This window comes from Ruegeria sp. H9 (assembly GCF_056532915.1).
In genome coordinates this window covers 47,653-72,871 of record NZ_JBQFNX010000001.1, presented here as the reverse complement: position 1 = coordinate 72,871, position 25,219 = coordinate 47,653, and the positions used below count along the sequence as shown (strand labels likewise).

26 protein-coding genes are annotated in these 25,219 nt (G+C 58.1%); 8 read left to right on the top strand and 18 right to left on the bottom strand.

The annotated features are described in order from the left end of the window. The first annotated feature begins 131 nt into the window (after positions 1-131). Positions 132-461 (top strand): hypothetical protein, encoded by a 330-nt coding sequence (locus ACR0CZ_RS00335; RefSeq protein ID WP_170394874.1) that lies wholly within the window; start codon positions 132-134, stop codon positions 459-461. 6 nt (positions 462-467) lie between these two features. Here ACR0CZ_RS00335 and ACR0CZ_RS00330 read toward each other — a convergent pair whose 3' ends face one another. Both ACR0CZ_RS00330 and trhO read right to left on the bottom strand, forming a co-directional pair. After that, positions 468-968 (bottom strand): potassium channel family protein, encoded by a 501-nt coding sequence (locus tag ACR0CZ_RS00330; RefSeq protein ID WP_170394876.1) that lies wholly within the window; start codon positions 966-968, stop codon positions 468-470. A gap of 64 nt (positions 969-1,032) precedes the next feature. After that, positions 1,033-1,938, bottom strand: coding sequence for an oxygen-dependent tRNA uridine(34) hydroxylase TrhO (gene trhO / locus ACR0CZ_RS00325; protein WP_170394879.1), 906 nt, complete (start codon positions 1,936-1,938; stop codon positions 1,033-1,035). 96 nt (positions 1,939-2,034) lie between these two features. Here trhO and pncA point away from each other — a divergent pair, with 96 nt between their 5' ends. Beyond that, a complete protein-coding gene (pncA, locus tag ACR0CZ_RS00320; protein ID WP_170394882.1) occupies positions 2,035-2,628 on the top strand; it encodes a bifunctional nicotinamidase/pyrazinamidase in 594 nt (197 codons plus the stop codon). Between the two features lie 3 nt (positions 2,629-2,631). On the opposite strand, the gene ACR0CZ_RS00315 is transcribed toward pncA, so the two are convergent. Next, on the bottom strand, positions 2,632-3,162 hold the full coding sequence (locus ACR0CZ_RS00315) for a hypothetical protein (RefSeq protein WP_170394885.1): 531 nt from the start codon (positions 3,160-3,162) through the stop codon (positions 2,632-2,634). 164 nt (positions 3,163-3,326) lie between these two features. Here ACR0CZ_RS00315 and pncB point away from each other — a divergent pair, with 164 nt between their 5' ends. Then, positions 3,327-4,619, top strand: coding sequence for a nicotinate phosphoribosyltransferase (gene pncB, locus ACR0CZ_RS00310; protein ID WP_170394888.1), 1,293 nt, complete (start codon positions 3,327-3,329; stop codon positions 4,617-4,619). Here the strand turns inward: pncB and ACR0CZ_RS00305 are convergent. The 5 genes from ACR0CZ_RS00305 to ACR0CZ_RS00285 form a co-directional block, all read right to left on the bottom strand. Beyond that, complete coding sequence (locus tag ACR0CZ_RS00305; RefSeq protein WP_170394891.1) at positions 4,616-6,067, bottom strand: aldehyde dehydrogenase family protein; 1,452 nt, start codon at positions 6,065-6,067, stop codon at positions 4,616-4,618. The two genes, pncB and ACR0CZ_RS00305, sit on opposite strands and share 4 nt — an antisense overlap. Positions 6,068-6,103: 36 nt before the next feature. After that, on the bottom strand, positions 6,104-7,702 hold the full coding sequence (locus ACR0CZ_RS00300; RefSeq protein WP_170394893.1) for a dipeptide ABC transporter ATP-binding protein: 1,599 nt from the start codon (positions 7,700-7,702) through the stop codon (positions 6,104-6,106). After that, entirely contained in the window at positions 7,699-8,514 is an 816-nt protein-coding gene (locus ACR0CZ_RS00295; protein ID WP_170394896.1) for an ABC transporter permease, read from the bottom strand. Before ACR0CZ_RS00295 ends, ACR0CZ_RS00300 begins: the two co-directional genes overlap by 4 nt. After that, positions 8,511-9,458: an ABC transporter permease gene (locus ACR0CZ_RS00290; protein ID WP_170394899.1), complete on the bottom strand. Its 948-nt coding sequence runs from the start codon at positions 9,456-9,458 to the stop codon at positions 8,511-8,513. Before ACR0CZ_RS00290 ends, ACR0CZ_RS00295 begins: the two co-directional genes overlap by 4 nt. 155 nt (positions 9,459-9,613) lie before the next feature. Continuing rightward, positions 9,614-11,101: an ABC transporter substrate-binding protein gene (locus ACR0CZ_RS00285; protein WP_170466674.1), complete on the bottom strand. Its 1,488-nt coding sequence runs from the start codon at positions 11,099-11,101 to the stop codon at positions 9,614-9,616. Between the two features lie 171 nt (positions 11,102-11,272). On the opposite strand from ACR0CZ_RS00285, the gene panB reads away from it, so the two are divergent. The 3 genes from panB (at position 11,273) to glpK (ending at position 14,509) form a co-directional block, all read left to right on the top strand. After that, positions 11,273-12,112: a 3-methyl-2-oxobutanoate hydroxymethyltransferase gene (gene panB, locus ACR0CZ_RS00280; protein ID WP_170394905.1), complete on the top strand. Its 840-nt coding sequence runs from the start codon at positions 11,273-11,275 to the stop codon at positions 12,110-12,112. After that, the gene (gene panC, locus ACR0CZ_RS00275; protein ID WP_170394908.1) at positions 12,109-12,960 is read left to right on the top strand and encodes a pantoate--beta-alanine ligase; all 852 of its coding nucleotides are present in this window, start codon (positions 12,109-12,111) and stop codon (positions 12,958-12,960) included. The genes panB and panC overlap by 4 nt, the downstream gene beginning before the upstream one ends. A gap of 70 nt (positions 12,961-13,030) precedes the next feature. Next, the gene (gene glpK, locus ACR0CZ_RS00270) at positions 13,031-14,509 is read left to right on the top strand and encodes a glycerol kinase GlpK (protein ID WP_170394911.1); all 1,479 of its coding nucleotides are present in this window, start codon (positions 13,031-13,033) and stop codon (positions 14,507-14,509) included. Here the strand turns inward: glpK and smpB are convergent. From smpB to ACR0CZ_RS00220, 10 genes are all read right to left on the bottom strand, one after another. Next, entirely contained in the window at positions 14,506-14,988 is a 483-nt protein-coding gene (gene smpB, locus ACR0CZ_RS00265) for an SsrA-binding protein SmpB (RefSeq protein ID WP_170394914.1), read from the bottom strand. The genes glpK and smpB overlap by 4 nt on opposite strands. A 44-nt stretch (positions 14,989-15,032) precedes the next feature. Further along, positions 15,033-15,575, bottom strand: coding sequence for an isopentenyl-diphosphate Delta-isomerase (gene idi, locus ACR0CZ_RS00260; protein WP_170394917.1), 543 nt, complete (start codon positions 15,573-15,575; stop codon positions 15,033-15,035). A gap of 144 nt (positions 15,576-15,719) precedes the next feature. Further along, positions 15,720-16,133: a cytochrome c family protein gene (locus ACR0CZ_RS00255; protein ID WP_170664306.1), complete on the bottom strand. Its 414-nt coding sequence runs from the start codon at positions 16,131-16,133 to the stop codon at positions 15,720-15,722. 112 nt (positions 16,134-16,245) lie between these two features. Next, complete coding sequence (locus ACR0CZ_RS00250) at positions 16,246-17,259, bottom strand: P1 family peptidase (protein ID WP_170394923.1); 1,014 nt, start codon at positions 17,257-17,259, stop codon at positions 16,246-16,248. An 82-nt stretch (positions 17,260-17,341) separates the two neighbouring features. Next, positions 17,342-18,088, bottom strand: coding sequence for an SDR family oxidoreductase (locus tag ACR0CZ_RS00245; RefSeq protein ID WP_170394926.1), 747 nt, complete (start codon positions 18,086-18,088; stop codon positions 17,342-17,344). A gap of 60 nt (positions 18,089-18,148) precedes the next feature. Then, a complete protein-coding gene (arfB, locus tag ACR0CZ_RS00240) occupies positions 18,149-18,568 on the bottom strand; it encodes an alternative ribosome rescue aminoacyl-tRNA hydrolase ArfB (protein WP_170394928.1) in 420 nt (139 codons plus the stop codon). Between the two features lie 263 nt (positions 18,569-18,831). Next, on the bottom strand, positions 18,832-19,479 hold the full coding sequence (locus ACR0CZ_RS00235) for a queuosine precursor transporter (protein WP_170394930.1): 648 nt from the start codon (positions 19,477-19,479) through the stop codon (positions 18,832-18,834). A gap of 91 nt (positions 19,480-19,570) precedes the next feature. Next, complete coding sequence (locus tag ACR0CZ_RS00230; RefSeq protein WP_170394933.1) at positions 19,571-20,455, bottom strand: esterase-like activity of phytase family protein; 885 nt, start codon at positions 20,453-20,455, stop codon at positions 19,571-19,573. Continuing rightward, entirely contained in the window at positions 20,428-21,291 is an 864-nt protein-coding gene (mepA, locus tag ACR0CZ_RS00225) for a penicillin-insensitive murein endopeptidase (protein WP_170394937.1), read from the bottom strand. Before mepA ends, ACR0CZ_RS00230 begins: the two co-directional genes overlap by 28 nt. Beyond that, positions 21,288-22,655, bottom strand: a complete 1,368-nt coding sequence (locus ACR0CZ_RS00220) for an MFS transporter (RefSeq protein WP_170394940.1) — start codon at positions 22,653-22,655, stop codon at positions 21,288-21,290. Before ACR0CZ_RS00220 ends, mepA begins: the two co-directional genes overlap by 4 nt. Positions 22,656-22,788: 133 nt before the next feature. On the opposite strand from ACR0CZ_RS00220, the gene ACR0CZ_RS00215 reads away from it, so the two are divergent. Continuing rightward, positions 22,789-23,076 (top strand): YggT family protein, encoded by a 288-nt coding sequence (locus ACR0CZ_RS00215; RefSeq protein WP_170394943.1) that lies wholly within the window; start codon positions 22,789-22,791, stop codon positions 23,074-23,076. Between the two features lie 78 nt (positions 23,077-23,154). Beyond that, positions 23,155-25,194, top strand: a complete 2,040-nt coding sequence (gene recQ / locus ACR0CZ_RS00210; protein WP_170394945.1) for a DNA helicase RecQ — start codon at positions 23,155-23,157, stop codon at positions 25,192-25,194. Positions 25,195-25,219 lie beyond the last annotated feature (25 nt).

Sequence of the window (25,219 nt, the reverse complement as noted above, 5' to 3'; positions counted from 1 at the left end):
GAACTATCGATTATTGACTGATCAGTCAATCAAGTCGCAAATTGGCAGGATCTCGCCTAATACAAAGGGTCTTCCCTTGAAACGAAAGGTTAATGTTCTATTTATGTTCTGCACAGTCAGAGGATTACCCGATGGCCCAGAACATGCGAAATTCCGCCCTGAGCGGCCCGACAAACGACTATCACCTGCTGCCAGTTACAGATCGGCAGATGCGCTTTGCCCGCGCCATCGCGCAACAATCAGCGCTTGAGATTCCGGTCGAGGCGCAGCGTGACCGCAAATCCCTGTCGGACTGGATTTCAGCCCATAAGCCGCATGATCCGTCGCCCTTTGCAAACTACCCAACAGGTAAGCAGGTTGCTTTTGCCGAACGTATCTCGCGTAGCAAGCGCCGCCCGATCCCGTCCGAATGTTTCCGCGACAAACAAATGATGTCGCGCTGGATCGATCATAATAAATAGATCGCTCTATTTGCCGTGGTTGCGCGCGTATAGCGCGACGGCGGCGGCCACAAACATGCCCAACAGGATGTAACCCGTCACAGCCTCGGCCACAGCCAGCCCACGGCAAAAGCCAGTTGGGGACATGTCCCCATATCCGACCGTTGTGAAGGTGACGTATGAGAAATACAGAATATCGGCTGGCCCTTCAGCGCCGATCACACAATGATCGTTATATCCAAACGCGCCGTAGACGGCTGCGAACAGGAATGGCACGACCTGAATGAAGGACACCCCCATCAGGAACAACAACCTCCGGGGGGATTTCACCTGGGTCATGTAGTACCAAGACTGCGAGGCGATCCAGATTAGAAGGCCTACCGAGGAAAGCGTGCCAATGGTGTCGCCTGCAGTAGCTTCGTTCAGGCGCGACAGACCGTACCACGCAAGAAAGCTTGCCAAGACCAGCCCAAGCGCCGCCAGCAAAGTTGATTTCCATTCTTCCAGGGTTCTGGGTTCGTGGGTCATGAGCGCTCCGTCGGTTGGGCTTGCGCACAATCATCCGATTTCAAACGCGGCCTGCAAGCTGATTTCAGTCAGAGCCCAGATGTTCCTCGCCCCGCGCGCGGGCCAGCTGTATCTGCTTTTGCCGCTCGCGAAACCGCGACTTGTCCTGTTCTGAAGTCTCATTGATACACCGATGGCAGGATACGCCATGCTCGTATTCAGGGCGTTTCACATCTTCGGGCAGGATCGGGCGACGGCAACCATGGCATAGCTTGTGCGGCCCCTCGACCAGACCATGACCAACTGAGACGCGGTTGTCGAAGACAAAACACTCACCCTGCCAAGTGCTGTCTTCGGGTGGCGTTTCTTCCAGATACCTCAGGATGCCACCCTTCAGGTGATAGACATCCTCGACCCCTTGCCCCAGCAGATAATTGGTGGATTTTTCGCACCGGATGCCACCGGTGCAGAACATCGCAACGCGTTTGTTGTGAAAGCGGTCCTTGTTCTGTTCCCACCACGCCGGGAAATCGCGGAAACTGGTTGTGTTAGGGTCTATTGAACCCTCAAACGTGCCAATCGCCACCTCGTAATCGTTGCGGGTGTCGATCACCACCACATCATCCGAACGGATCAGCGCGTTCCAGTCCTCAGGCTCGACGTAATTCCCGACATTTGCGCGGGGATCGACATCGGGCTGGCCCATAGTCACGATCTCTTTCTTCAACCGCACCTTCATCTTGCCGAAGGGCGGGTGGTCCGAGGTCGCCTCTTTCCACTCAAGATCACTGCATCCTGGCAACGCACGGATATGCGCCAGAACCGCATCGATACCTGCGCGGGGTCCGGCGATGGTGCCATTGATCCCTTCTTGCGCCAGCAGCAGGGTGCCTTTTACCGACTGCGCGCGGCAAAGCTCGTGCAAAGCCGGGCGCAGCGCATCTGGGTCGGGAAAACGCGTGAAATGATAGAGGGCAGCGATTGTGTACATGTGGGCGATCTAATGCCCTTGGCAAAAACACACAAGAGACCGCATTGACGATACCCGCTGCGCACCATACCGATAACACGACTTTAGGAGGCCAGCATGTCCCACGCCCTGCTCGTTATCGATGTTCAAAATGACTTCTGCCCCGGCGGCGCGCTTGCCGTTGCCGGAGGGGACGAGATCGTCGCACCGATCAATGCGATCATGGATACGTTCGATACGGTGATCCTGACACAGGATTGGCACCCGGCGGGGCATTCTTCATTCGCCAGTTCTCATACTGGCAAAGCGCCGTTCGAGATGATCGACATGCCTTATGGCCCTCAGGTCTTGTGGCCCGATCACTGTGTTCAGAGCAGCGCAGGCGCGAACTTCCATCCGGATTTGCGAACAGATGGCGATCTGATCATCCGTAAGGGATTTCGCAGCGCTATCGATAGCTATAGCGCGTTTTTCGAAAACGACCATTCCACGCCCACTGGTCTAAAAGGCTATCTTGAGACGCGCGGGATCACGCATCTGACCATGGTCGGTTTGGCGACAGATTTCTGCGTGCATTATTCGGCGGTAGATGCGGCACAGCTGGGGTTTGATGTCACTGTCTTAAGCAACTTGTGCCGCGCCATTGATATGGACGGATCTTTGGCTGTCGCAGAACAGGCCATGCGCGCAGCAGGTGTGACACTGGCCTGAGGGTCAAAGCGCGGCACCATGCTCGGCCAGCAGTTTCAGAAACACAAACAGGATCACGGCAAGACCTAACGCGAAACCGATACGCCCATAAACCGTGCGACGCTTTGGGCGCGCTGGTCTTGGGCGTGGCGCTTGCAATGGTCGCTCGGGCATTTTCCGGTTCACGGTCCCGGGCTTTGCGGTCCTGATATGACCCAAGAAGTGATGGAAATCGAACTCACCACTATACTCTCCCTGGACACCCATATTCCGGACATTCGCAAAAAGCCGCTTTAGGATCAGGAGGCGATCTTCAGCCTCTTCTGGCCGAAAATAACCTCGGGCAAGATGCCCATCCGACTCGTCCAGGCTAAATCCTGATTCCAGAAATATTCTGCGAATCTTGGGCGATGCAGCGCGCAAAGCGTCTGCCGTCTTGATATCCCTGAACCGCGCCCGCACCGGGGGCCGCCCAGTTATCGATGTTTGCCCATGCTCAGGATCAACCTCATCCGGAGCTATTGCAACAATGTCAAAATCGTACTCGAGACTCATTCACTAACTTCAACCTTCAGTTCCATCCCCACCCCTCACTAAAGCGTGAAGGAAACCCACAATAAGCCCGTAATGTGTTCTGTCGTGGGCATTGTTCCCAATTCCGCGACTCTTGCCATTTCGTGCTCCGATTGATCTAACAACGGAAATTGCAGGAGGTCCCCATGGTCGATATCGCGACGCGGGTCTACAATCATAAATGGAAGATTGACCCGATTATCCGGTCATTGATCGACACAGATTTCTACAAACTGCTGATGTGCCAGTCAGTGTTTCGAAATAAGCCCCAAACCGATGTGGTGTTTTCGCTGATCAACCGGTCGAATCACGTGCCATTGGCCCGTTTGATCGATGAAGGCGAGCTGCGCGAGCAGTTGGATCACATCCGCTCGCTAAGTCTGAGTCGTGGGGAAAGCACGTGGTTGCGGGGCAATACATTCTACGGCAAGCGTCAGATGTTCCGCCCGGATTTCATGGAATGGTTCGAGAACCTGCGCCTGCCCCCTTACCATCTGGAGCGTAAGGGTGATCAGTATGAGCTGACCTTTGAGGGTAAGTGGCACGAGGTCATGCTATGGGAGATCCCGGCGCTGGCCGTACTGATGGAATTACGCTCACGCGCGGTTCTGAACGATATGCGCCGGTTCGAACTACAGGTGCTCTATGCCCGTGCAATGACACGCGTATGGGAAAAGATAGCCCAGCTTCGCACTATTGAGGGGCTTGGGATCGCGGATTTCGGCACGCGGCGGCGGCATTCCTTCCTTTGGCAGGACTGGTGTGTGCAGGCCATGATTGAAGGTTTGGGCTCGTCCTTTACCGGAACGTCCAACTGTCTGATCGCAATGCGACGCGAAGTTGAGGCTATTGGCACCAACGCACATGAACTACCTATGGTGTATTCTGCGCTCGCCGAAGACGACGCCGCGCTTGCGCAAGCGCCCTATGACGTCCTCAGCGACTGGCACGAGGAACATGATGGGAATCTGCGGATTATTCTGCCCGACACGTATGGCACCAAAGGGTTTCTGGACCGCGCGCCTGACTGGCTGGCAGGCTGGACCGGCATTCGCGTTGACAGCGGCGACCCCGCAACCGGCGCAAAAATCGCAATAGACTGGTGGAAATCACGCGGCGAAGACCCGACGCAGAAGCGGGTTATTTTCTCGGACGGGTTGGATGTGGACAAGATACGCGAATTGCACGCTCAGTTCGCGGATCAAACCAATGTCTCGTTCGGCTGGGGTACGTTGCTGACCAATGACTTCCGCGAACTTGTACCGAATGACGCATTGGCTCCCTTTTCGCTAGTCTGCAAGGCGGTCTCGGCCAATGGCTACCCGACGGTCAAACTATCGGACAACCCGGAAAAGGCGATGGGACCCGCCGAGCAGATTGAGCGGTACAAGCGCGTCTTTGGCGTTGGAGCGCAGGAACCGATCGAAGTGATCGTTTAGCCGTGGTAGGCCGCAACCGTCTTGAGCTGCGAGAACCCATAAAGCGCCTCGAACCCTTTTTCGCGGCCATGGCCGGATTTTCCAACGCCGCCAAAAGGCAGCTCGACACCTCCGCCCGCGCCGTAGTTGTTAATGAACACCTGCCCCGAACGCAAACCCTTGGCCAGCCGCATCTGCCGCCCACCATCTCGAGTCCAGACGCTGGCAACAAGGCCATATTCGGTGCTATTTGCTATGGTTAGAGCCTGTTCTTCGGTGTCAAACGGGATCAGAACCTGTACGGGGCCAAAGATCTCATCCCGCGCCAAGGCATGATCGGGCGGCACATCCGAGAACAATGTGGGCCTGACATATGCGCCGGATTCGGGTGCGCCAGCCGCAATCTGGCCCTCGGCGGCAATCGCCAAGTCCGAGCCTTGGTGAAGGAAACCGGTCACGATTTCTTTTTGCCGTGTTGAGATCAGCGGACCAACGCGCAAATCCCGGATCGCCGGACCGACGGTAAGCTCTTGGTATGCCAAGGCCATACGGGATTTCACCGCATCATAAACACCGCGCTGCACCAGAATGCGCGACGAGGCCGAGCAGGTCTGGCCCGCATTCTGTATACCCGCATTCACCAGATACGGCAGCGCGGCATCCAGATCGGCGTCATCGAAAACCAGTTGCGGCGACTTGCCGCCCAGTTCCAGTGTCACCGGAACAACGTTTCGACCCGCCGCCTGCTGAACCAACGCGCCTGTCGCGACCGAACCGGTGAATGAAATGTGATCCACACCCGGGTGTGCCGACAGGGCCGCGCCCGCCTCAGCCCCCAGGCCGGGCACCACATTCAGGGCACCAAGCGGAAGGCCCGCCTGTATCGCCAGATGCGCGAAGGCCAGTGCGGTCAGGCAGGCCTCTTCCGCCGGTTTCAGAACACAGGCGTTACCCATTGCCAGCGCCGCCCCGACAGAACGGCCAATGATCTGCATCGGATAATTCCACGGCACGATGTGGCCGGTCACACCGTGCGGCTCGCGCAACGTGTAGACGGTATAGCCATCCAGATAGGGAATGGTCTCGCCCATCACTTTATCCGCAGCACCACCATAAAATTCGCAATACCGCGCCAATGCTACCGCATCTGCCCGCGCTTGGGTCAACGGTTTGCCGACATCCATCGCCTCTAGCTGTGCCAGATCATCCACTCGGTCCAGAACCAGTTGCCCCAGTCGGGTGAGGATACGCCCTCGCTCCAGGGCCGTCATGCGACCCCAATCGCCATCGCACGCGGATCGGGCGGCCCGCACTGCAGCGTCGATATCGGTTTCGCCACCTCGAGCGATCTGGCAAATTTCGGAACCGTCCGAGGGATTCACCAGCGGCAAGGTTTGACCTGACGCGGGCATTTTCCATTCTCCGCCGATCAGGCAAAGGTTGGGATCGAACCAGAGGGGGTTAGTCATCGGAAGCTCCAATATCAGGCTCTATACAAGGGTTTTTCATGCAGCGCCTCGTCCAGTCTCCGGCAATTTCGGTGCCGCATTGATCAGAGTTCTTGTGTAAGGATGCTGAGGCTCTGTGAAGACTTGCTCGGTTTCACCCTGTTCCACAATCTTGCCGGCCTGCATCACCAACACACGGTCGGTGATGGTTCGAACCACGCTCAGGTCATGGCTGATGAACAGGTAAGTCAGATCGTAAGCCGCACAAAGCTCGGCCAGCAGGTCGAGAACTTGGGCGCGGACCGAGACATCCAGCGCCGAGACAGCCTCATCAAACAAGATCAACTCGGGTCGAATAATCAGAGCGCGCGCAATAGCGATACGTTGCCGCTGCCCACCCGAGAATTCGTGAATGTAGCGGCCCGCATCATCGGGGCTTAGGCCAACGGCGGTAAGCATCTCAGCGACGCGATCCTGCCGTTCAGAACCGGTTGGCGGGGTGTCCAGCAAATGAAATGGCTCGGTGATCAGGCGCGCGACCCGATGGCGGGGATTGAAGCTGCCATAAGGGTCCTGAAACACCACCTGCATCTTGCGTCGCACTGCCAGATTGGGTTTGTGGCCGGTGAAAACAGGCTGGCCATCAAGGGAAATGCGGCCTTGCTGCACCTCCTCTAAGCCTAAAATGGCTCGTGTTAGGGTCGATTTTCCACAACCGGACTCTCCGACTAGCCCTAAACGCTCCCCCCGATTCAGGGTAAAGCTGACCTGATCGACGGCCCGATGATGACCGGGCCTGGCAAACAGGCGCGTTCGGGGCAGACGGTAGTCCCGCACCACGTTCTCGACCTCAAGCAACGCTCGCGGTGCAGGAGAGGTCGGCAGGTTGACTTGATGCCCCGAAGCTTCGAACAGCATACGGGTGTAAGGGTGCTGCATATGGCGCAGGAGATGATCTGTTGCGCCCGTTTCAACAACCTCCCCATGCCGCATGACCACAATCTGATCCGCCATGTCTGCAACCACCGCCAAATCATGCGTGATCATCAGCAGACCCATGCCGTACTCCGACACGAGCCCTTTAAGCAGATCAAGGATTTGCGCCTGCGTGGTCACATCAAGCGCCGTTGTCGGCTCATCCGCGATCAACAGTCGGGGGCGCAGTGCAATCGCCATGGCGATCACCACTCGCTGGCGCTGACCGCCTGACAGTTCGTGAGGATAACGCTTCAACGGAAACCTGTCGGTTGGCAATCCAACCCGGGCCAGAACCTCTTCGGCCCGAGCGCGCGCTTTGGCCGGGGGCATGGCCTTGTGGATCAGGATAGTCTCCATAACTTGATCGCCGATGGTCTTCACCGGGTTCAGGGCAGTCATCGGCTCTTGGAAAACCATTCCGATCGCAGCGCCCCGCAACGCACAAATCTCGGCCTCAGACCGGTTCAGCAGGTTCTGGCCCTCTAACTCTAGCACCCCATCTACTTCGGCATCGTTTGGCAGCAACTGCATCACGGCAAAGGCTGTCATTGATTTGCCCGAACCGCTTTCTCCGGTCACAGCCACGATCTGCCCAGGGGCAATCGACAGGTTGATCTTCTTTAAAATCGGCGTGCCATGGATGGCCAACGAGAGGTCCTTGATCTGCAAAAGACTCATGCGCGGGCCATCCGTATCCGAGGGTCCAGCCAATCGCGCAAGCCATCACCCAGAAGGTTCAGGCCCAAAACCGTCACGATGATGGCAAGACCCGGAATCAGAGCCAAATGCGGGGCAAAACTAACCATCGTCTGCGCATCGGCCAGCATTCTGCCCCAGCTTGGCGTAGGCGGTTGCGCACCAAGACCGACATAGGACAGCCCAGCCTCGGCCAGAATGCCAAGTGAGAACTGGATTGTTCCCTGAACGATCAGCAGATTGGCGACATTGGGCAGGATATGTTCAGCCGATATCCGTGCCGCGCCTTTGCCTGACACGCGGGCGGCAAGGATAAACTCGCGCTCCCAAAGAGACAAAGCTGCGCCTCGGGTGATGCGGGCAAAAACGGGGATGTTGAAGATACCGATGGCGATGATCGCGTTTATGGCCCCGGCACCAAAGACGGCGGTGATCAGAATGGCGATGACGAGAGAGGGGAATGCAAAGACCAGATCATTGCCGCGCATGATGAATTCATCTAGCCACGATCCACTGCGCGCAGCGGCAGCCAGACCCAAGGGAACGCCCAGCGCCATGCCAATCCCGACCGCGACCAGCGCCACCGCAATCGAGGTGCGCGCACCAACCATGATCATCGAGAACATGTCGCGTCCGAAATGATCGGTACCGAACCAGTGCTGTGCGCTGGGTGGCTGCAGCTTGGCGGGAATGTTCAGCGCGGCGTGGTCGTATGGGGTCCAGACAAAGGACACCAGCGCTGCCAGCACCACCAGTGAGGACAGCGTCGCGCCAAGGATCAGGTTGCGGCTCATGTCCTGCTCCTCAGCCTTGGATCGACTGCGGCATAGGCCAGATCGACAAAAAAGTTCACCATGATGACGGCAAAGACCAGCAGCATAACGACCGATTCCACGACGATCAGATCGCGCGCCGATATGGCCTGAAAAACCAGCCGCCCGAGGCCGGGTAGATAAAACACCTGTTCGATGATGATCGAACCCGCCAGCAGGAAGGAAAATTGGAGTCCAATGATCGTCAGTACCGGGATCAGAGCATTCCGCACTCCGTGTCGCCAAAGCGCCTGCCGACGCGAAAGGCCCTTGGCGCGTGCGGTGCGCATAAAATCCTCGTCCAGAACATCCAACAGAGCCGAGCGCATAACCCGCGCAAGGATCGCCGCTTGCGGCAGGGCCAATGCAATGGCTGGAAGGGTCAGCGAATGTAGACCGGTCCAAATGCCGTTCTCCCACCCTGCAAACCCGCCGGCATTGAACCAGCGCAAGTTGATGGCAAAGACCAGCACCAGCATCATCGCGAACCAGAAATTCGGCACCGCGATACCAAGCTGAGTCGCACCCATCACGGTCAGATCACCCGGTTTGCCGCGCCGTGAGGCTGCGTAGATACCGGCGGGGAAAGCAATCAGCGTGGACAGGGTCAGCGCGTATAAAGCCAGCGGCAATGACACCCACAATCGATCTGCGATCATCTGCGACACGGGTGTGCGATAGGTGTAGGACGTACCAAAATCCCCTACCAGCATCCCGCCGACCCAGTTGAAGTACCGCTCGATCTTCGAGACATCGAGGCCCAGTTCAGCTCTCAGCGCGGTCAATGTATCGGCCTGCGCGTTCACGCCCAGCATGAACGACGCCGGATCACCGGGCGCGACCTCGATCACTGCAAAGATGACAACCGAGGCGACGGCCAGGCTCAGGATCAGCGACAGCAGACGTTTGAGGGCGTAGCGGAGCATTTGGAAACGTTAGGGTCACATCCCGTGTGGGTCCAGCGCCTAAGGCACGAGAAGATAGACAAAAAGAAACCCGCCAAACCAGAATCCTTGTGGGTTTCATAGTGCAACAGTTCGCGCCGGGGCGCTGGCCATCGCCCCGGTCCAACTCTGTTCTTCTATTCGGACCAACTGATCCCGGTCAGATCGATCGCTGCCGTGGGTGCGTTTTCCCATAGCCCCTCAACACCGGCCTTGGCCACGCCAAGCTTGGCAAGTTGAAACAGATACCCGTTGACGTAATCGGTCGAAATCAAGCGCTGAGCCTCACCCAGCAAACGTGTGCGCTCATCAGGGTCCGTGGTCGAATTCAGCGTGTCCATCAATGCCTGAAAGTCGGTGCTGTCATATTGGAAGTAATAGTCGGGCCGGGCATAAATACCGATATCCATCGGCTCGGTATGGCTGACGATGGTCAGGCCAAACTCCTTGCCCTTGAACACGCTTTCCAGCCATTGCGCCCATTCCACATTGATGATCTCGGCGGTGATGCCAATATCGGCCAGTTGGGCAGCGATAATTTCACCCCCGCGTCGGGCGTAGGAAGGCGGCGGCAAGTGCAGCGTGGTCTCGAACCCATCGGGATACCCGGCCTCGGCCAGCAGCGCCTTGGCTTTTTCCGTGTCATAGGCCGAATTGCCGGTCAGATCGACGTAAGCCGGATTATGCGGAGCAAAATGCGTACCGATGGGTGTGCCATAGCCGAACATAGCCCCATCAATGATTGCCTGCCTGTCAATCGCGTGGGCCAATGCCTGTCGGACCAATATGTCATCAAACGGGGCTTGTTTGTTGTTGGTCGACAGAATGGTTTCCCCCTCGGTCGAGCCGACAAGAACCTGAAAGCGCGGATCAGCCTCGAATTGCGGCAGATTCTCGGGTGCGGGGAAGTTGTCGAACACGTCTACATCCTCGGCCATCATGGCGGCAAAGGCGGCGGTCGGATCCGAGATAAACTTAAACGTTGCGGTCTCTAACGCGGGCTGTTCGCCCCAATAGTCGGGGTTGCGATTCAGGATGATGCTGTCACCCTGCAGCCAGTCAGAGAAGGTGAAGGCCCCCGTGCCAACCGGGTTGGTCTTGATATTCTCGATGCTTTCGGGCGCAACGATCACCGCGTCACCCCAGGCGAGATTGAAAAGGAAGTTCCCGTTTGGCTCATTCAACGTCACCTGAACGGTCAGGGGGTCCACCACCTCGACACTTTTAATGCCCGCAAACAAAGCCTTCTGCGCATTGGCGCTGTCTTCTGCCGTGGCGCGATCAAGGGTGAACTTGACGTCCTCGGCATCCATCGTTGTGCCATCGTGAAATGTCACACCGTCGCGCAGCTTGAATGTGTAAACGGTACCGTCATCCGAGATTTCCCAGCTTTCGGCCAGCCCCGGCACCACCGAGCCATCCCCCATGAACCGGGTCAGGCCTTCGAAGATATTGGTGTAGACAACCGAATCGATAGCCTGCGCCGCAGCGCTGGTCGGGTCCAGATGCGGTGGCTCAAGCTGCATGGCGATGGTGATGTCAGATTTGGCCATGGCCTGCGTGGCAAACAGGCCCGCGCCAAGGACCAGGGCCGACGCGAACGAGCGAAAGCGCTGCTTTGTCATGAAAATCTCTCCCCACTGAAATTGGCTAGCCCTGCTTTTTTCGGGCCGATCTGCGACCAATGTCCTCGCAAACCCGAGGTCAATCAAGGAATTGTTGGCGCAACCGGGGTTTCTTTGCGCCTTCCGCATCTGCTATGCCGCGCTGCAACATGAACCCTGCGAGGAGCGAGCATGAGCGCCACCGCCCGCAAGAAAGCCCCGAACGCCGAGGATATCCGCGCCCGGAAAGGTACTGATCCTCTGGTCTCGTTGACCGCCTACACAACACCGATGGCGCAGTTGATGGATGCGCATTGTGACTTCGTTCTGGTCGGTGACAGCGTCGGCATGGTGTTGCACGGGTTGACGTCGACCCTTGGTGTGACGATGGAGATGATGATCATGCACGGCCAGGCCGTTGCCCGTGGTCTGGACAAGGCAATGATGGTGGTCGACATGCCTTTCGCCAGCTACGAGCATGACCCGGCTCAGGCATTCCGCAACGCAGCCCGGCTGATGTCGGAAACAGGAGCAGGGGCGGTTAAGCTGGAAGGTGGGGTCGAGATGGCTGAAACCATCCGGTTTCTGGTCAAACGCGGGATCCCGGTGATGGCACATATTGGCCTGACACCGCAGTCGATAAACACTTTGGGTGGCTATAAGGTACAAGGGCGCGACGAACAGGCCGATGCCGTATTGGCCGACGCCCAGGCCGTCGCCGAAGCAGGCGCGTTCTCGGTCGTGTTAGAGAAAGTTCCGCAGGGTTTGGCCAACCGGATTACCGCTGAGATTGCGATCCCCACAATCGGCATTGGTGCCTCGGCCGGGTGTGACGGGCAAATTCTGGTGGTGGACGATATGCTTGGCTTTTTCACCGCCTTCAAACCGAAATTCGTCAAACGCTATGCTGATCTTGGCCCGTTGGCCGAAGCCGCCATTGCTGAATACGCAGCCGAGGTTCGTGCGCGAAGCTTCCCGGCAGACGAACATGTCTTTGCCGATGCCGTACCCGTCAAAGGACCCAAGTCATGACCGCGCCTATTCTGCGTCGACTGGCAGACTTGCGCGCTCTGACCCGTGATTGGCATCTGAATGGTGAGGTGATCGGAGTTGTCCCCACCATGGGTGCGCTGCACCAGGGGCATCTGTCGCTGGCCGAAGCCGCGAAGACGGCTTGCGACCGGGTGATCGTGACGATCTTTGTAAACCCCAAGCAGTTCAACAACCCCGAAGACCTCGCCAACTATCCGCGCACCGAACAAGAAGACGCAAAAAAACTCACGCCTTACAACGTCGATGCGATCTACACGCCCGACCCGGATGAGATTTACCCAGATGGCTTCGCCACCACAGTCTCGGTCTCGGGTCTGACCGACGCGATGGAGGGAGAATTTCGCCCGGGTCATTTCGATGGTGTGGCAACAGTTGTCGCCAAGCTGTTCCTGCAAACGCAAGCGGATCGAGCCTATTTCGGGGAAAAAGACTATCAGCAGCTTATGATCGTCCGCCGGATGGCCCGCGACCTCGATATCCCTATCGAGGTGATTGGTTGCCCCACGGTGCGTGAACCTTCGGGCCTCGCAATGTCTTCGCGCAATCAAAGGCTATCCGAGGATGGTCTGGCCATCGCAGCCGAAAAACATCGTATCATGCGTGCAGTTGTTCAGGCGCTGAAAAACGGCGAAGAATTCGAAGCTTTGGCTTCTCAGGCACAGGCCGATCTTTTGGCCGCCGGCTTCAACGAAGTGGAGTATCTGCAACTACGCTGCGCTGAAACGCTGGAGCCTATGACCCATGCCAAACGACCCGCACGACTGTTTGCGGCAGCCTTGGTCGACGGCGTGCGGCTGATCGACAATCTACCGGTGTCTCCGGTCTGATTTCCCCTCTGGTACGTTTGGTTGTGTTTGCGCTAAAGTCCTGCAAAACCAAAGCGGGAGGGGCGCAGGAATGACCTATATTCTGGCAATCGATCAGGGCACCACATCGTCTCGTGCAATCCTGTTCGACGCGCAAATGCAGCGCGTCGGCACTGCGCAGCACGAGTTTACCCAGCATTTCCCACAGGAAGGCTGGGTTGAGCATGATGCCGAGGAGATATGGGACAGCGTTCTGACGGTTTGCCGTGAAGTGATGCAAACGGCAGGTGTATCCGCGGCACAGATCGCTGGTATCGGGATTACCAACCAACGCGAAACCACTGTCATCTGGGATCGCGCCACTGGGGCCCCCATTCACAACGCAATCGTCTGGCAGGACCGTCGCACCGCTGAGATTTGCGAGCGTCTTCGCAAAGCGGGATGCGAGGATGACGTAACTGCCCAGACCGGTCTGCTGCTAGATCCTTATTTTTCAGGCACCAAGGTCAAATGGTTGCTTGATACCGTCCCCGGCGCACGCGACCGTGTCGCCGCCGGAGAGCTGCTGTTCGGCACAATCGATACCTTCCTGATCTGGCGACTGACAGAAGGGCGCGTGCACGCCACCGACGCCACCAATGCGGCCCGCACATTGCTATTCGATATTCACAAAGGGGAATGGAGTACCGAGATCTGCGACTTGCTGGACATCCCCCAAGCTTTGTTGCCCGACGTGCGCGATTGCGCCGCTGACTTCGGATCGACCTCCCTGTTTAGCGGTAATATTCCAATTCTCGGCGTGGCGGGGGATCAGCAAGCTGCCACCATCGGACAGGCCTGTTTCCAGCCGGGCATGATGAAATCCACCTATGGCACGGGCTGTTTCGCACTACTCAACACCGGTACGCAGCCAGTTGAATCGAAAAACCGGCTGCTAACGACAATTGCCTATCAGTTGGACGGGCAGAAAACCTATGCGCTTGAAGGCTCGATTTTCATTGCCGGTGCGGCGGTGCAATGGCTGCGCGATGCGTTGCAAATCATCGAAACCGCACCGCAAAGCGGTGAACTGGCCGCCAAAGCTGATCCGAACCAGCACGTTGTTCTCGTCCCTGCCTTTACTGGGCTGGGCGCGCCTTATTGGAAACCCGATTGCCGGGGCGCAATCTTTGGCCTGACTCGCAATTCAGGCCGCGCCGAAATCACGCGCGCCACGCTGGAAAGCATCGCGTTCCAGACCCGCGACCTGTGGCACGCCATGCAGGGCGATTGGGGCGCAGAGACTGACGTGATCCTGCGCGTCGACGGCGGAATGAGCGCCTCGGACTGGGCCATGCAGGGGCTTTCCGACATTCTGGGCGCCCCGGTCGACCGCCCGGTGATGCAGGAAACCACCGCGCTTGGTGCCGCATGGCTGGCGGGCATGAAAGCGGGTGTCTACCCGGATCAGGCCGGATTCGCCGAAACCTGGGATCTGGACCGGCGGTTTGAGCCTGCAAAACCCGTAGCTGACCGAGACGCGGCCTATGCACGCTGGCAACGCGCGGTTCAGGCGGCCATGGCGTTCTAACTGTGGTCCTTCATCAAGCGCTGTTTCTGCCGTGACCAGTCGCGCTTGGCCTGCGTTTCGCGCTTGTCGTGCAGCTTCTTACCTTTGGCGATGCCGATCTTCAGCTTCGCCCGACCCTTGTGATTAAAATAAAGCACCAGCGGCACCAGCGTCATGCCTTTGCGTTGGGTCGCGTTCCACAGGTTCGACAGTTCCTTGCGTGACACCAGCAGTTTACGGCGGCGGCGTTCTTCATGTTTGAAGACCTTGGCCTGCTCATAGGGCGCGATATAGCTGTTGATTAGCCATAGCTCTCCATCATCGACGGACGCATAGCTTTCAGCAATGTTCGACCCACCGGCACGCAGGGATTTGACCTCGGACCCTTCCAGAACAATACCGCATTCGAGATCGTCTTCGATCGCATAGTCGAAGCGCGCACGCCGGTTTTCGGCGATCACTTTGTAATTCGGGTCAGTATTCTGCTTCTGCTTGGCCATGACGCGTTGATGTATGCCGCTTGCGTCCGCCTTGCAAGGCAGGGTTATGAATTGGCCGAGATTATCAGGTCAGGTCCAAATATCGTGTCAGCGTGATTGTGCAGATAAATCTTGAGCCACGGGGTAAAACGGTCGGGGTGCCGCTTCACCTCGGCCAGCAGATCGTGGTAATCGACCCAGCGGATATCCATCACTTCTTCCGGGTTAGGCTCGATTTTCAAGGCTCCACGCACATGGGCCAGAAAGACATCGACCACCTCGTTCTCGACCATTCCATTGCCGACATCGGCGTGATACTCCAATCGATGCCGATATTCGGGATAAAGCCCGGTGATGCCCAATTCTTCGCGCAGGCGCCGGACGGCACAATGCGAAGCGCTTTCGTCCCAATCCGGATGCGTACAACAGGTATTCGCCCATAGACCCGGCGTGTGGTATTTGCCCATCGCCCGGCGTTGCAGCAATATCTCGGTCCCGCGCACGGCAAACACGGACACAGCCTTGTGTCGCAGCCCCTTTTCATGCGCCTCCAGCTTGTCGACGGGTGTCAGTTCGCCCTCAACCCAAGCCGGGATCAAGATTCCCATCTGTCGTCTCCTGTTGGCGATCTCCGGTGCACATGGCCTTACCGGTTTTCCCCAAAGTGGCGCTGATTACAATGTCAATCAATCGCACGAAAGGCCGCAGGGGCTGCGGCATTTCGAAGTTCGTCTGTAAACCTGTTGGCGGAGTTACTCTCCCGAAATGCTCACGATATAGGCGTAAACGTCTTCGGCGCCTTTCTTCAGCTTGAAGGTCATTTTCGACTTGGCCGAGGTTTCCCCCAAATAGTCTTTCAAGAATGCTTTGGGGTCTTGGGCGTAGGCCACGAAAGTCTCTTCATCCCAGACCAGCCCATTTTCGCCCGCGGCCACGATGCTATCGCCGTATCTGAAGCCTTCTTCAGTGCCGGCAGTGCGGCCTGCGATTCCGTACAGGTTCGGACCCGTCTTACCGCCCTTAACGATAACTTCACCCGCAGGGTCAGCAATCATGTGACAGGATTTGCATTTGTTGAAGGTCTTCTTACCCGCTTCGGCATCACCTTCTGCATAGACAGGAAGGGCCAGCAGACCGGCAATTGCGGTGGCAAGGATACGATTCATAGCTTTTGCTCCGATATGAATTGGCTGCACCGAATGGATCGCTGGCACAGCAGAGAGTCAACGCGCAGATTGCCGCGCGACGGCACTGTGTCACAGGCGATCGGTGTCGTACTTAACCGAAGTCATGTAACTGCGACCAGCAGGGCAGCAGGTCGCCAGCGCGGGGGGAAGCCAGATAGATCGCCCGTGCAATCGCGCGCGCAAGACAGATCGAGGCCGCATGGCCGATCATCGCCATCGCCTCGGGGCCAACCGTGCGCGCGCCGGTGCTGAGACCGAATACCAGATCTCCATCGCCAGGCGTGTGCGCAGGTACGATGGCGCGGGCGATGCCGTCATGGGCTGCTACCGCCAGACGCTGGCATTGCGGTTTGGTCAGCGCTGCATCAGTTGCAACTATAGCAATCGTGGTGTTTGCGCGATCTGGCGGAGCAGAATGCATCATTTGCGCCTTGCGGCTGACAAGAGAGGAACCAAGGCCCGAGGCCGGGTCTGGCCCCAATCCACCGAACTCGTCATCTATCTCGAACGGCGCAGCCCAAAAATGCCGATCACCCGGTGTGGTTACGCTGCCAAGCGGATTGGCCGCAACCAGCGCGCCGACGGTTACGCCACCCTCAAGCTTTAAAGAAGCCGAGCCTAAGCCACCCTTGTGCATCGCGGCCAATGCGCCGGTACCAGCCCCCACCGAGCCCAGTTCAAATTCTGGTGAGGCGGTGAGATACGCAGACTTCCCCAGATCGCGATAAGGATTTTCGGTCCAGTTCTTATCTCCACCATTGAGTAGATCGAACAGAATCGCGCCCGGTACGATGGGCACGACTGCCGAACCGACCTGAAATCCGCGCCCCTGAGCGCGCAATGCGTCTGAAACGCCCGAGCACGCATCCAGTCCAAAGGCCGAGCCGCCGGACAAAGCAATCGCGTCGACCCGATCAACAGTTTTGTCGACCGCCAGAAGGTCGGTCTCACGCGTGCCGGGGGCGCCGCCCATCACATGAACCGAAGCTGTGAACGGGTTGTCCGCCGTCAGGACAGTTGTGCCTGATTTAAGCGTATCATCGTGCGCATTGCCAACCATGAGGCCAGCGACATCAGTGATCAGGTTTCTGGGTCCGGGGTTCATTTTCGTCTCGCACACTGGGCCGGAAATCGCGCTGGCGCGCGCTGCCTCCGGCGGAGATATTTATGGCCAGATGAAGGGCGGATCAGATGCATCGGCCTCCGTCCACTTCTAGGGCTGTGCCGGTGATCATGCTGGCCTCGTCCGAGCAGAGGAAACAGGCGGCGTTTGCCATGTCTTCGGGGGTTGAGAAGCGACCAAGCGGGATCGTCGACAGGAATTTGGCGCGGATTTCCGGGGTGTCTTCACCCATGAAGGATTTCAGCAGCGGGGTTTCACCCGCCACCGGGCAGATCGCGTTAACGCGCACGCCCGAGGGGGCAAGTTCGACGGCCATCGTCTTGGTCGCGGTGATCATCCAGCCTTTGGAGGCGTTGTACCAGTTCAGATTGGGCCGCGGCGACAGGCCTGCCGTTGAGGCCACGTTCAGGATCGTCCCCGCGCCGCGTATCTTCATCTGCGGAACAAAGGCGCGCGCGGTCAGGTAAACGGATTTCATGTTCACGGCGAAGACGCGGTCGAATTCATCGTCATCGACGTCCTCAAGTGGGGCCGGCAGGTGCGTCACGCCCGCATTATTCACCAGAATATCAAGCTTTCCGAATTCTTCCGACACCGCATGTGCCATGGCCTGAACCGATGCCGCATCCGAGACGTCAACGCGCTGTGCGATGGCATTCGTGCCGACCGCAGACGCCATGTCGGAAGCCGCTTCGCCATTGATATCTGCGATCATCACGCGGGCACCTTCGGCCAAGAATTTTTGCACAATCCCTGCGCCGAACCCGGATGCACCGCCGGTTACGATGGCGGTTTTTCCCTCAAGCCTCATGGCTTTACCTCCCCTGCGTCTTGCACCGGCAGAGTAGCAACGTGCAGCGAAACTGCCAGATCAATCTTCGGACACTTTGCCTCGCAGGGCTTTGACATCCGCGCGGGCTTTCTTAGCAGCAAGCCTTCGCTTGACCGAACCATAAGTGGGTTTGGTCGCGATCCTGCGCTTGGGATTGACCAAAGCCCGCGTGATCAGTTCAGCCAACCGGGCGCGCGCGATGTCGCGGTTGCGGGCCTGAGACCGTGTTTCTTCACATTGAATGATGATGGCGCCGTCCTTGGTCCAGCGACGTCCGGCCAGCCGTTTCAAACGTGTCTTGACCGGATCAGGCAAGGAGGGTGAGCGCGCGGCCTCGAACCGCAGCTCAACGGCGGTGGAGACCTTGTTGACGTTCTGCCCACCCGGACCAGAGGACCGCACGAAGCTTTCGGTCATTTCCCAGTCTTGCAGGGCGATATCGTCGGTGATGCGCAACATGGATCGGACCTTACAGGGCGCAGTTGAAAACAAAAAGGGCCGCCCCGGCGGGACGGCCCTTCGAAAGTTCAGGAGGTTGGGTCGGTTAGATCAATCGACCAGCCGGAGCGAGCGCTCCGCCAAGGGCTGCCTTAACAGGCGATCCCCCCGGTTGTTCCAACACCTCTCTCCAATCTCTTTCTCGACACTGGATCACCTCCTTTTCTATCTGTTGCGGTTAACAAGGAGCGTGACACAAGTTGTGCCAATCTCAAAGAACTTTTTTACGCAGGCTGTGCAGCGGTCAGACGGGCAACAATCACCTTGAACGGAATCAGGGCGATTAGTGCCAGCGACAGTTTCACCAGCCAGTCAGCGAAGGCCAGCGTCACCCACAGCGGGGCCATCGGGCCGGACAGCATGAAGGGCACAGGCTCCCACGCCCAGTTGATCGCAGCGTCTGCATTGGCACCAAAGACGGTAACCGAGGCCGAGAACGCCAGCGTAAAGAAGATCGCGGTGTCCAGCGCTGAACCGACCAGTGTCGACACCAGCGGCGCGCGCCACCAGCGGCCACCACGCAGTGAGTTGAACACAGTGACGTCGGTCAATTGCGCGATCAGGAAGGCGGTGCCCGAAGCGACTGCGATGCGCAGCGGCACGGCGGCATAGGTGAAGCCGTCACCCTGCAGCATGATCTGGCTGCCGATCAGCGAGCAGATGATACCGGTGACAAATCCGGCGAATACGACCTTGCGGGCCGGACCCACGCCGTAGACGCGGTTCATGATGTCGGTGACCAGAAAGGCCAACGGATAGGTGAAGGCACCCCAGGTCAACAGGCCGTCAAGGATCAGGAACTGGACCAGGATGTTTGAGGCCACGACGATCGAGGCCATGGCAAGGATGCCGGGAATAAAGCTGCGTTGCATTTTCAGATGCCCGTTTTGACAAGGTAGCGGCGACTTGGCCCCAGGCTCATCCCGAGGCAGGCCGTGCGTTTAGACCTTTGTCTGCCGCCTGTCAATCAGGCAGCAAGTATTCGACCAATTCAGTGCGTTGCAGAAAGAAGAAGTTGTCGTCGGAAATCATCGTTGCGCGCAGCCGCCCCTGCACATCGCGCCAGACAGAAAGGCCCTCGAGATTGTCATGCGTCCCGGTGCTGGTTTCGAACAGAATCTCTTGTGACACGGGTGCATCATCTGCGATCACCCAGCGCCGCAGTCGCGAGCGGAAGCCGAAAAATGACACCGCGCGCTCTAACACATACAAACGCCCATCGGGCCCAAAATCTGCCGCAACCGGCAGGAACCTTCCACTCGGCGGCAAAACAAACGGCCTTGTCCAGTGGTGGCCATCCCACCGATAGACGAGGATTTTACCGTCTGCGGTGCGGGATTTCTCGGTCAGGGTGTAAAGCCTGCCCCGATCATCGATCGCCAATGCTTCGAACGAGCCATTGCGCTCTAAATCATGAAAAGCCTCCGGGCGGGGCAATACCTTGGCTTTGGCCCCCGGTGTGGAATAATGGACCACTCGGTGCACACCTTCGAACGAGATATATAGGCTCCCATCCGGAGCGACAGCGATCCCTTCGGAATCCCCTGCCCGACCGCTCAGGCTGCGCCCTTTGCTCGAGAAGATGGGTCCGTATCTCAGTATCTGGATATTCCTGATTTGGTCTCCATCCCGGTTGATCCGCGCGGTCACAAGCCTCGACCGGTCGCCGAGCACGATCATTTGCCGGCCGTTTTCCGACAAATGAAGGGCCGAGAACCCGCCAAACCAACCGGCACTGTTGTTCCAGTCAAATCGGGCTAGAAGCGTTGCCGGGCTGGTACCAACTGCCGAAACGGCACTGGCCAACAGCGTTGCAACAATCAGTTGGATTGCAAGACTGCGGCGCATTGCTGGGGAAGGTCCGCCATTCGATATTCACGACGTTTCTTGGGCGGCGGCGCATTTGGATCAGGTGGCGGTGGGTTCAGAATATTGCGCACCCATTGCTGCGCCTCGGCGCAACCATCACCCTTGGGTGGCGGGTCCTGATTTACACAGCCTTTCGATCCTTTCGGGCATTTCAGCCGCACGTGGAAATGATAGTGATGTCCCCACCATGGCCGGATCTTGCGCAGATAGGCTTTGTTGCCCTTCTCGTCATTGCACATCTGCACCTTTGCACCCGGGAATACGAAGATCCGGGCAACGCGCTTGTCCTTGGCGGCTTCGCGCAATACCGCATGGTGCTGCTTGGTCCAGTTGCCGTTTACATACGCGCCGTTCGCGCGGCGCAAGGATATAGACGAGATATTCTCGCGTGCTTTGCGGCTTAGGCGCATGTTATCGCCCGGCAGCATCCAGATATCGATATCCAAACCCAACTGGTGCGAACGATGGCCCGAGGTCATCGGCCCACCCCGCGGTTGGCTGATATCCCCGATATAGAGACCATTCCACCCCGGTTGTTTCGCGGCAAACCGGCTGAGATCCTGCACATAGTCGATCGCCTGAGGATGCCCCCAATTGCGATTGCGCGACAGGCGCATGGCTTGCCAAGTTGGCCCGGTTTCAGGGAGTTGCACCGACCCGGCGGCGCACCCGCGCGAATAACTGCCGAATGCGGCAGATTTTTGCTGCGACCCAACCTTCTGGGCTCCGAATAACTGTTTGGCCAAGGGCTGTGCCGTAGCCACGCCTGCCAGTGCTATTGCGGCCAGAACGGCCAAAAAACGTAGTAAAATCATCTGCTCTGATCCCCTTCCGGTTTCACCCAGCGCATCAGGACTAGGCCCAGAATAAACAACAGAATGATCGGTGACACCCCCAGTCTTGCACTACCGGTTGCTGCTGTTGCTATTCCGATCAATAGCGGCGCTGCAAAGGCGGTCGCCCGACCCGAAAGCCCGTACAGCCCAAAACTCTCGACCGGGGTGGCGGGATCAGTATGGCGTACCATCATTGAACGGCTGGCGGATTGCAGAATACCTCCCATGCCGCCGATCAGAACTCCGCACCCGAAGAACGCCATGTCCGGCAGGCCCGAGCCTACGGGTAATGAAATTCCGTAGATCTGTGTTCGATCCATCGACACAACCGTTACGCAGACAAAGATCAGAACCCAAATCGCAACCAATATCACCGGTTTAGGGCCGTACTTGCGATCCATCTTGCCCCCGATCCACGCAAAGATGGCCGAGGCCAGAACGCTGACGATTCCAAATACGCCGATTTTTATCAGGTCCCATTCAAGCACCAACCGCGCGTAGACGCCTCCGAAACTGTATAGCCCGTTCAACGCGTCGCGATAGAACATCGACGACCCCAGATAGGTCGCCAGACTGACCCGGTGACGCAAAGCCGCCACGGACTTGCCCAGCAAGCGCAGCGCCTCACCCACGCTACCCTGTTTGTTGGTCTCAGGATCATCCCGAACCCACAGGAAATACGGCACCATGAACAACACGAACCATCCAGCGGTGAAGGGGCCGACAAACCGCGTCCCTTCACGCGTTGCCGCATCCAGCCCGAACAACGGATCCATACCAATCAAGGTCTTGCCGTTGGGCTGTTCAACAAACAGCGCCAGCATGATGGCCAGCGACAGCAGGCCTCCGAAATAGCCGAAGGCGAAGCCCGAACCTGAAATCTCGCCCACTTCTCTATCGTCACCCAGATCGGGCAGCTGAGAGTTGATGAAGATCAGTGCATATTCTGCGCCCACAAAGCCCAGACCAAAAGCCGACAGCATCAACCACATGTTCGAGCCATCGGGCATCGTATACCACAACGCGGCAGACCCCACCGCGTACATCACCGAAAACCCGAGAATCCACGGGATGCGTCGACCCGAAACATCCGCCATCGCGCCCAACAGGGGCGCTCCGAACGCGATGATCAGCCCAGTTATGGTCAGGCAATTCGCCCAGACGGTCTGCGCCTGCGCCGCCGCTGCATCGGTGTCTAATCCGGTATTCGCATAGTATTGAGCCGCCACCCCGGCGAAATAGGGGCCAAAGACAAAGGTCACTAGCAATGTATGGAACGGCTGGCTGGCCCAGTCGAAAAACCACCAGCCCCAGATGCGCTTACGCTTGGAAATCTCAGCCATCTCTGCCCCATATTATTATTGTTGCGATCATAAGACGGGGCTTTGGGTCAATTCGCAAGCGTTCTGTTGGGGCGCACTTGCTCTTTGCGGCTGTGACGCTTAGGTCTCAGGACAATTGACGAACGGAGTGCCCATGCTGTCGCTGATCCAAATCCTTCTGCTGATCCTGGACATTGTCTGGTTCATCATCCTTGCCCATGTGATCATGAGCTGGCTGATCAACTTCCAGGTGCTGAACCTGCACCAGCAACTGGTGGCGCAAATCTGGTACGGACTGAACCGTTTGTTAGAGCCGATCTACGGCCCCATTCGCCGCATTCTGCCCGCCATGGGCGGTCTGGATCTGACCCCTCTGGTGGTGCTGATCGGAGTCTATGCGTTGCGGATAATCCTGATCAACAACGCGGTCTATTTCTACTGACCTCTTGTTCACCGAATCTTAGTATGTGATGGTCCTGTCTTAAGAGCAGATAAACCATAAAACAGGACCCTCCGTCGCATGTTCGACTCCGCACCCTTGTTGCGAGACGTTTTCGGATTCGACGACTTCCGCCCCGGTCAGGAAGAGATCGTCGACGCCGTGACCGCAGGTGAAAACGTGCTGGCGATCATGCCCACTGGTGGGGGCAAGTCCTTATGTTTCCAATTACCTGCGTTGCTGCGAGACGGCGTGACTGTTGTGATCTCTCCGCTGATCGCCTTGATGCGCGATCAGGTGCGTGGGCTGCAGGAAGCCGGTGTCGAGGCGGGCGCGCTCACCTCGGGCAACACCCCCGAAGAAACTGATGCGGTGTGGGAGGCATTAGAGGCTGGACGGCTCAAGCTTCTGTATATGGCGCCCGAGCGTCTGGCCGCCGGGTCGGCGCTGGGGATGCTGCGCAGGATCAACGTCAATCTGATCGCGGTGGATGAGGCCCATTGTGTCAGCCAATGGGGCCACGATTTCCGCCCTGACTATCTGCAGATCGGAGAGCTGCGGCGCGCTTTGAATGTTCCCCTCGCCGCGTTCACCGCGACAGCGGATGCGGAAACGCAGGACGAGATCGTCGAAAAACTGTTCGACGGTGTTGAGCCGCGCAAGTTCCTGCGGGGGTTCGACAGGCCCAATATCCATCTGGCTTTTGCCGCCAAGGATGGACCGCGCAAACAGATCCTCGATTTCGCTGCCGCGCGCAAAACTCAATCCGGCATCGTCTATTGCGGGACCCGCAACAAGACCGAGGTGCTGGCGCAAGCCCTGCGCGCCGAAGGTCACACGGCCTGCCACTATCACGGCGGGATGGAGGCCGAGGATCGCCGCATCGTTGAAGCTCGCTTTGCGCGCGAGGACGGGCTGATTGTCGTCGCTACGGTCGCCTTTGGCATGGGTATCGACAAGCCGGACATCCGCTGGGTCGCCCATGCGGATTTGCCGAAATCGATCGAGGCCTATTATCAAGAAATCGGTCGCGCCGGACGCGATGGTGGACCAGCCGAGACCCTGACCCTGTTCGGGCCTGACGATATCCGACTACGACGCTCACAGATCGACGAAGGGCTAGCCCCACCTGAACGGCGCATGGCGGATCATGCGCGTCTTAACGCGCTGCTGGGATTGGCCGAAGCCCTAAAATGCCGCCGCCAGACCTTGCTGGGGTATTTTGGGGAACAGGCTGAACCCTGCGGCAAGTGCGATCTCTGCGACAACCCGCCTGAAGTCTTCGACGGCACAACGCCCGTCCGCATGGCTCTGTCCGCCATTCTACGCACCGAGGAATGGTTCGGCGCAGGTCATCTGATCGACATTCTGCTTGCCAACGAGACCGATAAAATTCGCGCACGGCGACACGACAATCTGTCCACCTACGGCATCGGCAAGGACTGGTCGCGCCCGCAATGGCAAGCGATCTTCCGGCAGATGATGGGCCATGATTTGGTGCGCCCCGACCCTGAACGCCACGGCGCGCTGCGTATGACAGAAACCGCCAAACCCATCCTGAAAGGTGAGGCGCTGATCGATCTGCGCAAGGATACCATCCGCAAAGCCACCCGACGACCCGCTGTCAAAGCGATGGTGTCCGAGGAAGACGCGCCGCTGCTCTCGGCGCTCAAGGCCAAGCGGCGCGCACTGGCCGAGGCCGCTCGGGTCCCAGCTTATGTCATTTTTCCTGATCGCACCCTAATCGAGATGGCAGAAACCCGACCTTCAAATCTGGATGACATGGCGCGGATCAGCGGTATCGGGTCAAAGAAACTGGAACGCTATGGTTCCACTTTCCTTGAGGTGCTGACCGGCGCGGTAGAAGAGCTGCACCCCGCAAGGCGCAAACTTGCTGGCCGCAATCAGGGCGACATTTACGATCAGTTGCTTAAGGTTCAATCGCAATTGTCGCGTGGCCCCGACGGGATCGACAAACCGCTAAGCTGTACGGCCTCGCAACTGGCGAAAGTGGCGCAACTGCACCCGGATGATCCACGAGCGATGGAGCAGGTTCTGGGTGACCGTCGTCACGAAAGGTTTGGCGCGGCGTTTCTGGACGTGCTGCAACAGGCGGGCTAGATACGCCTGAGCAGGCGAGAAACGA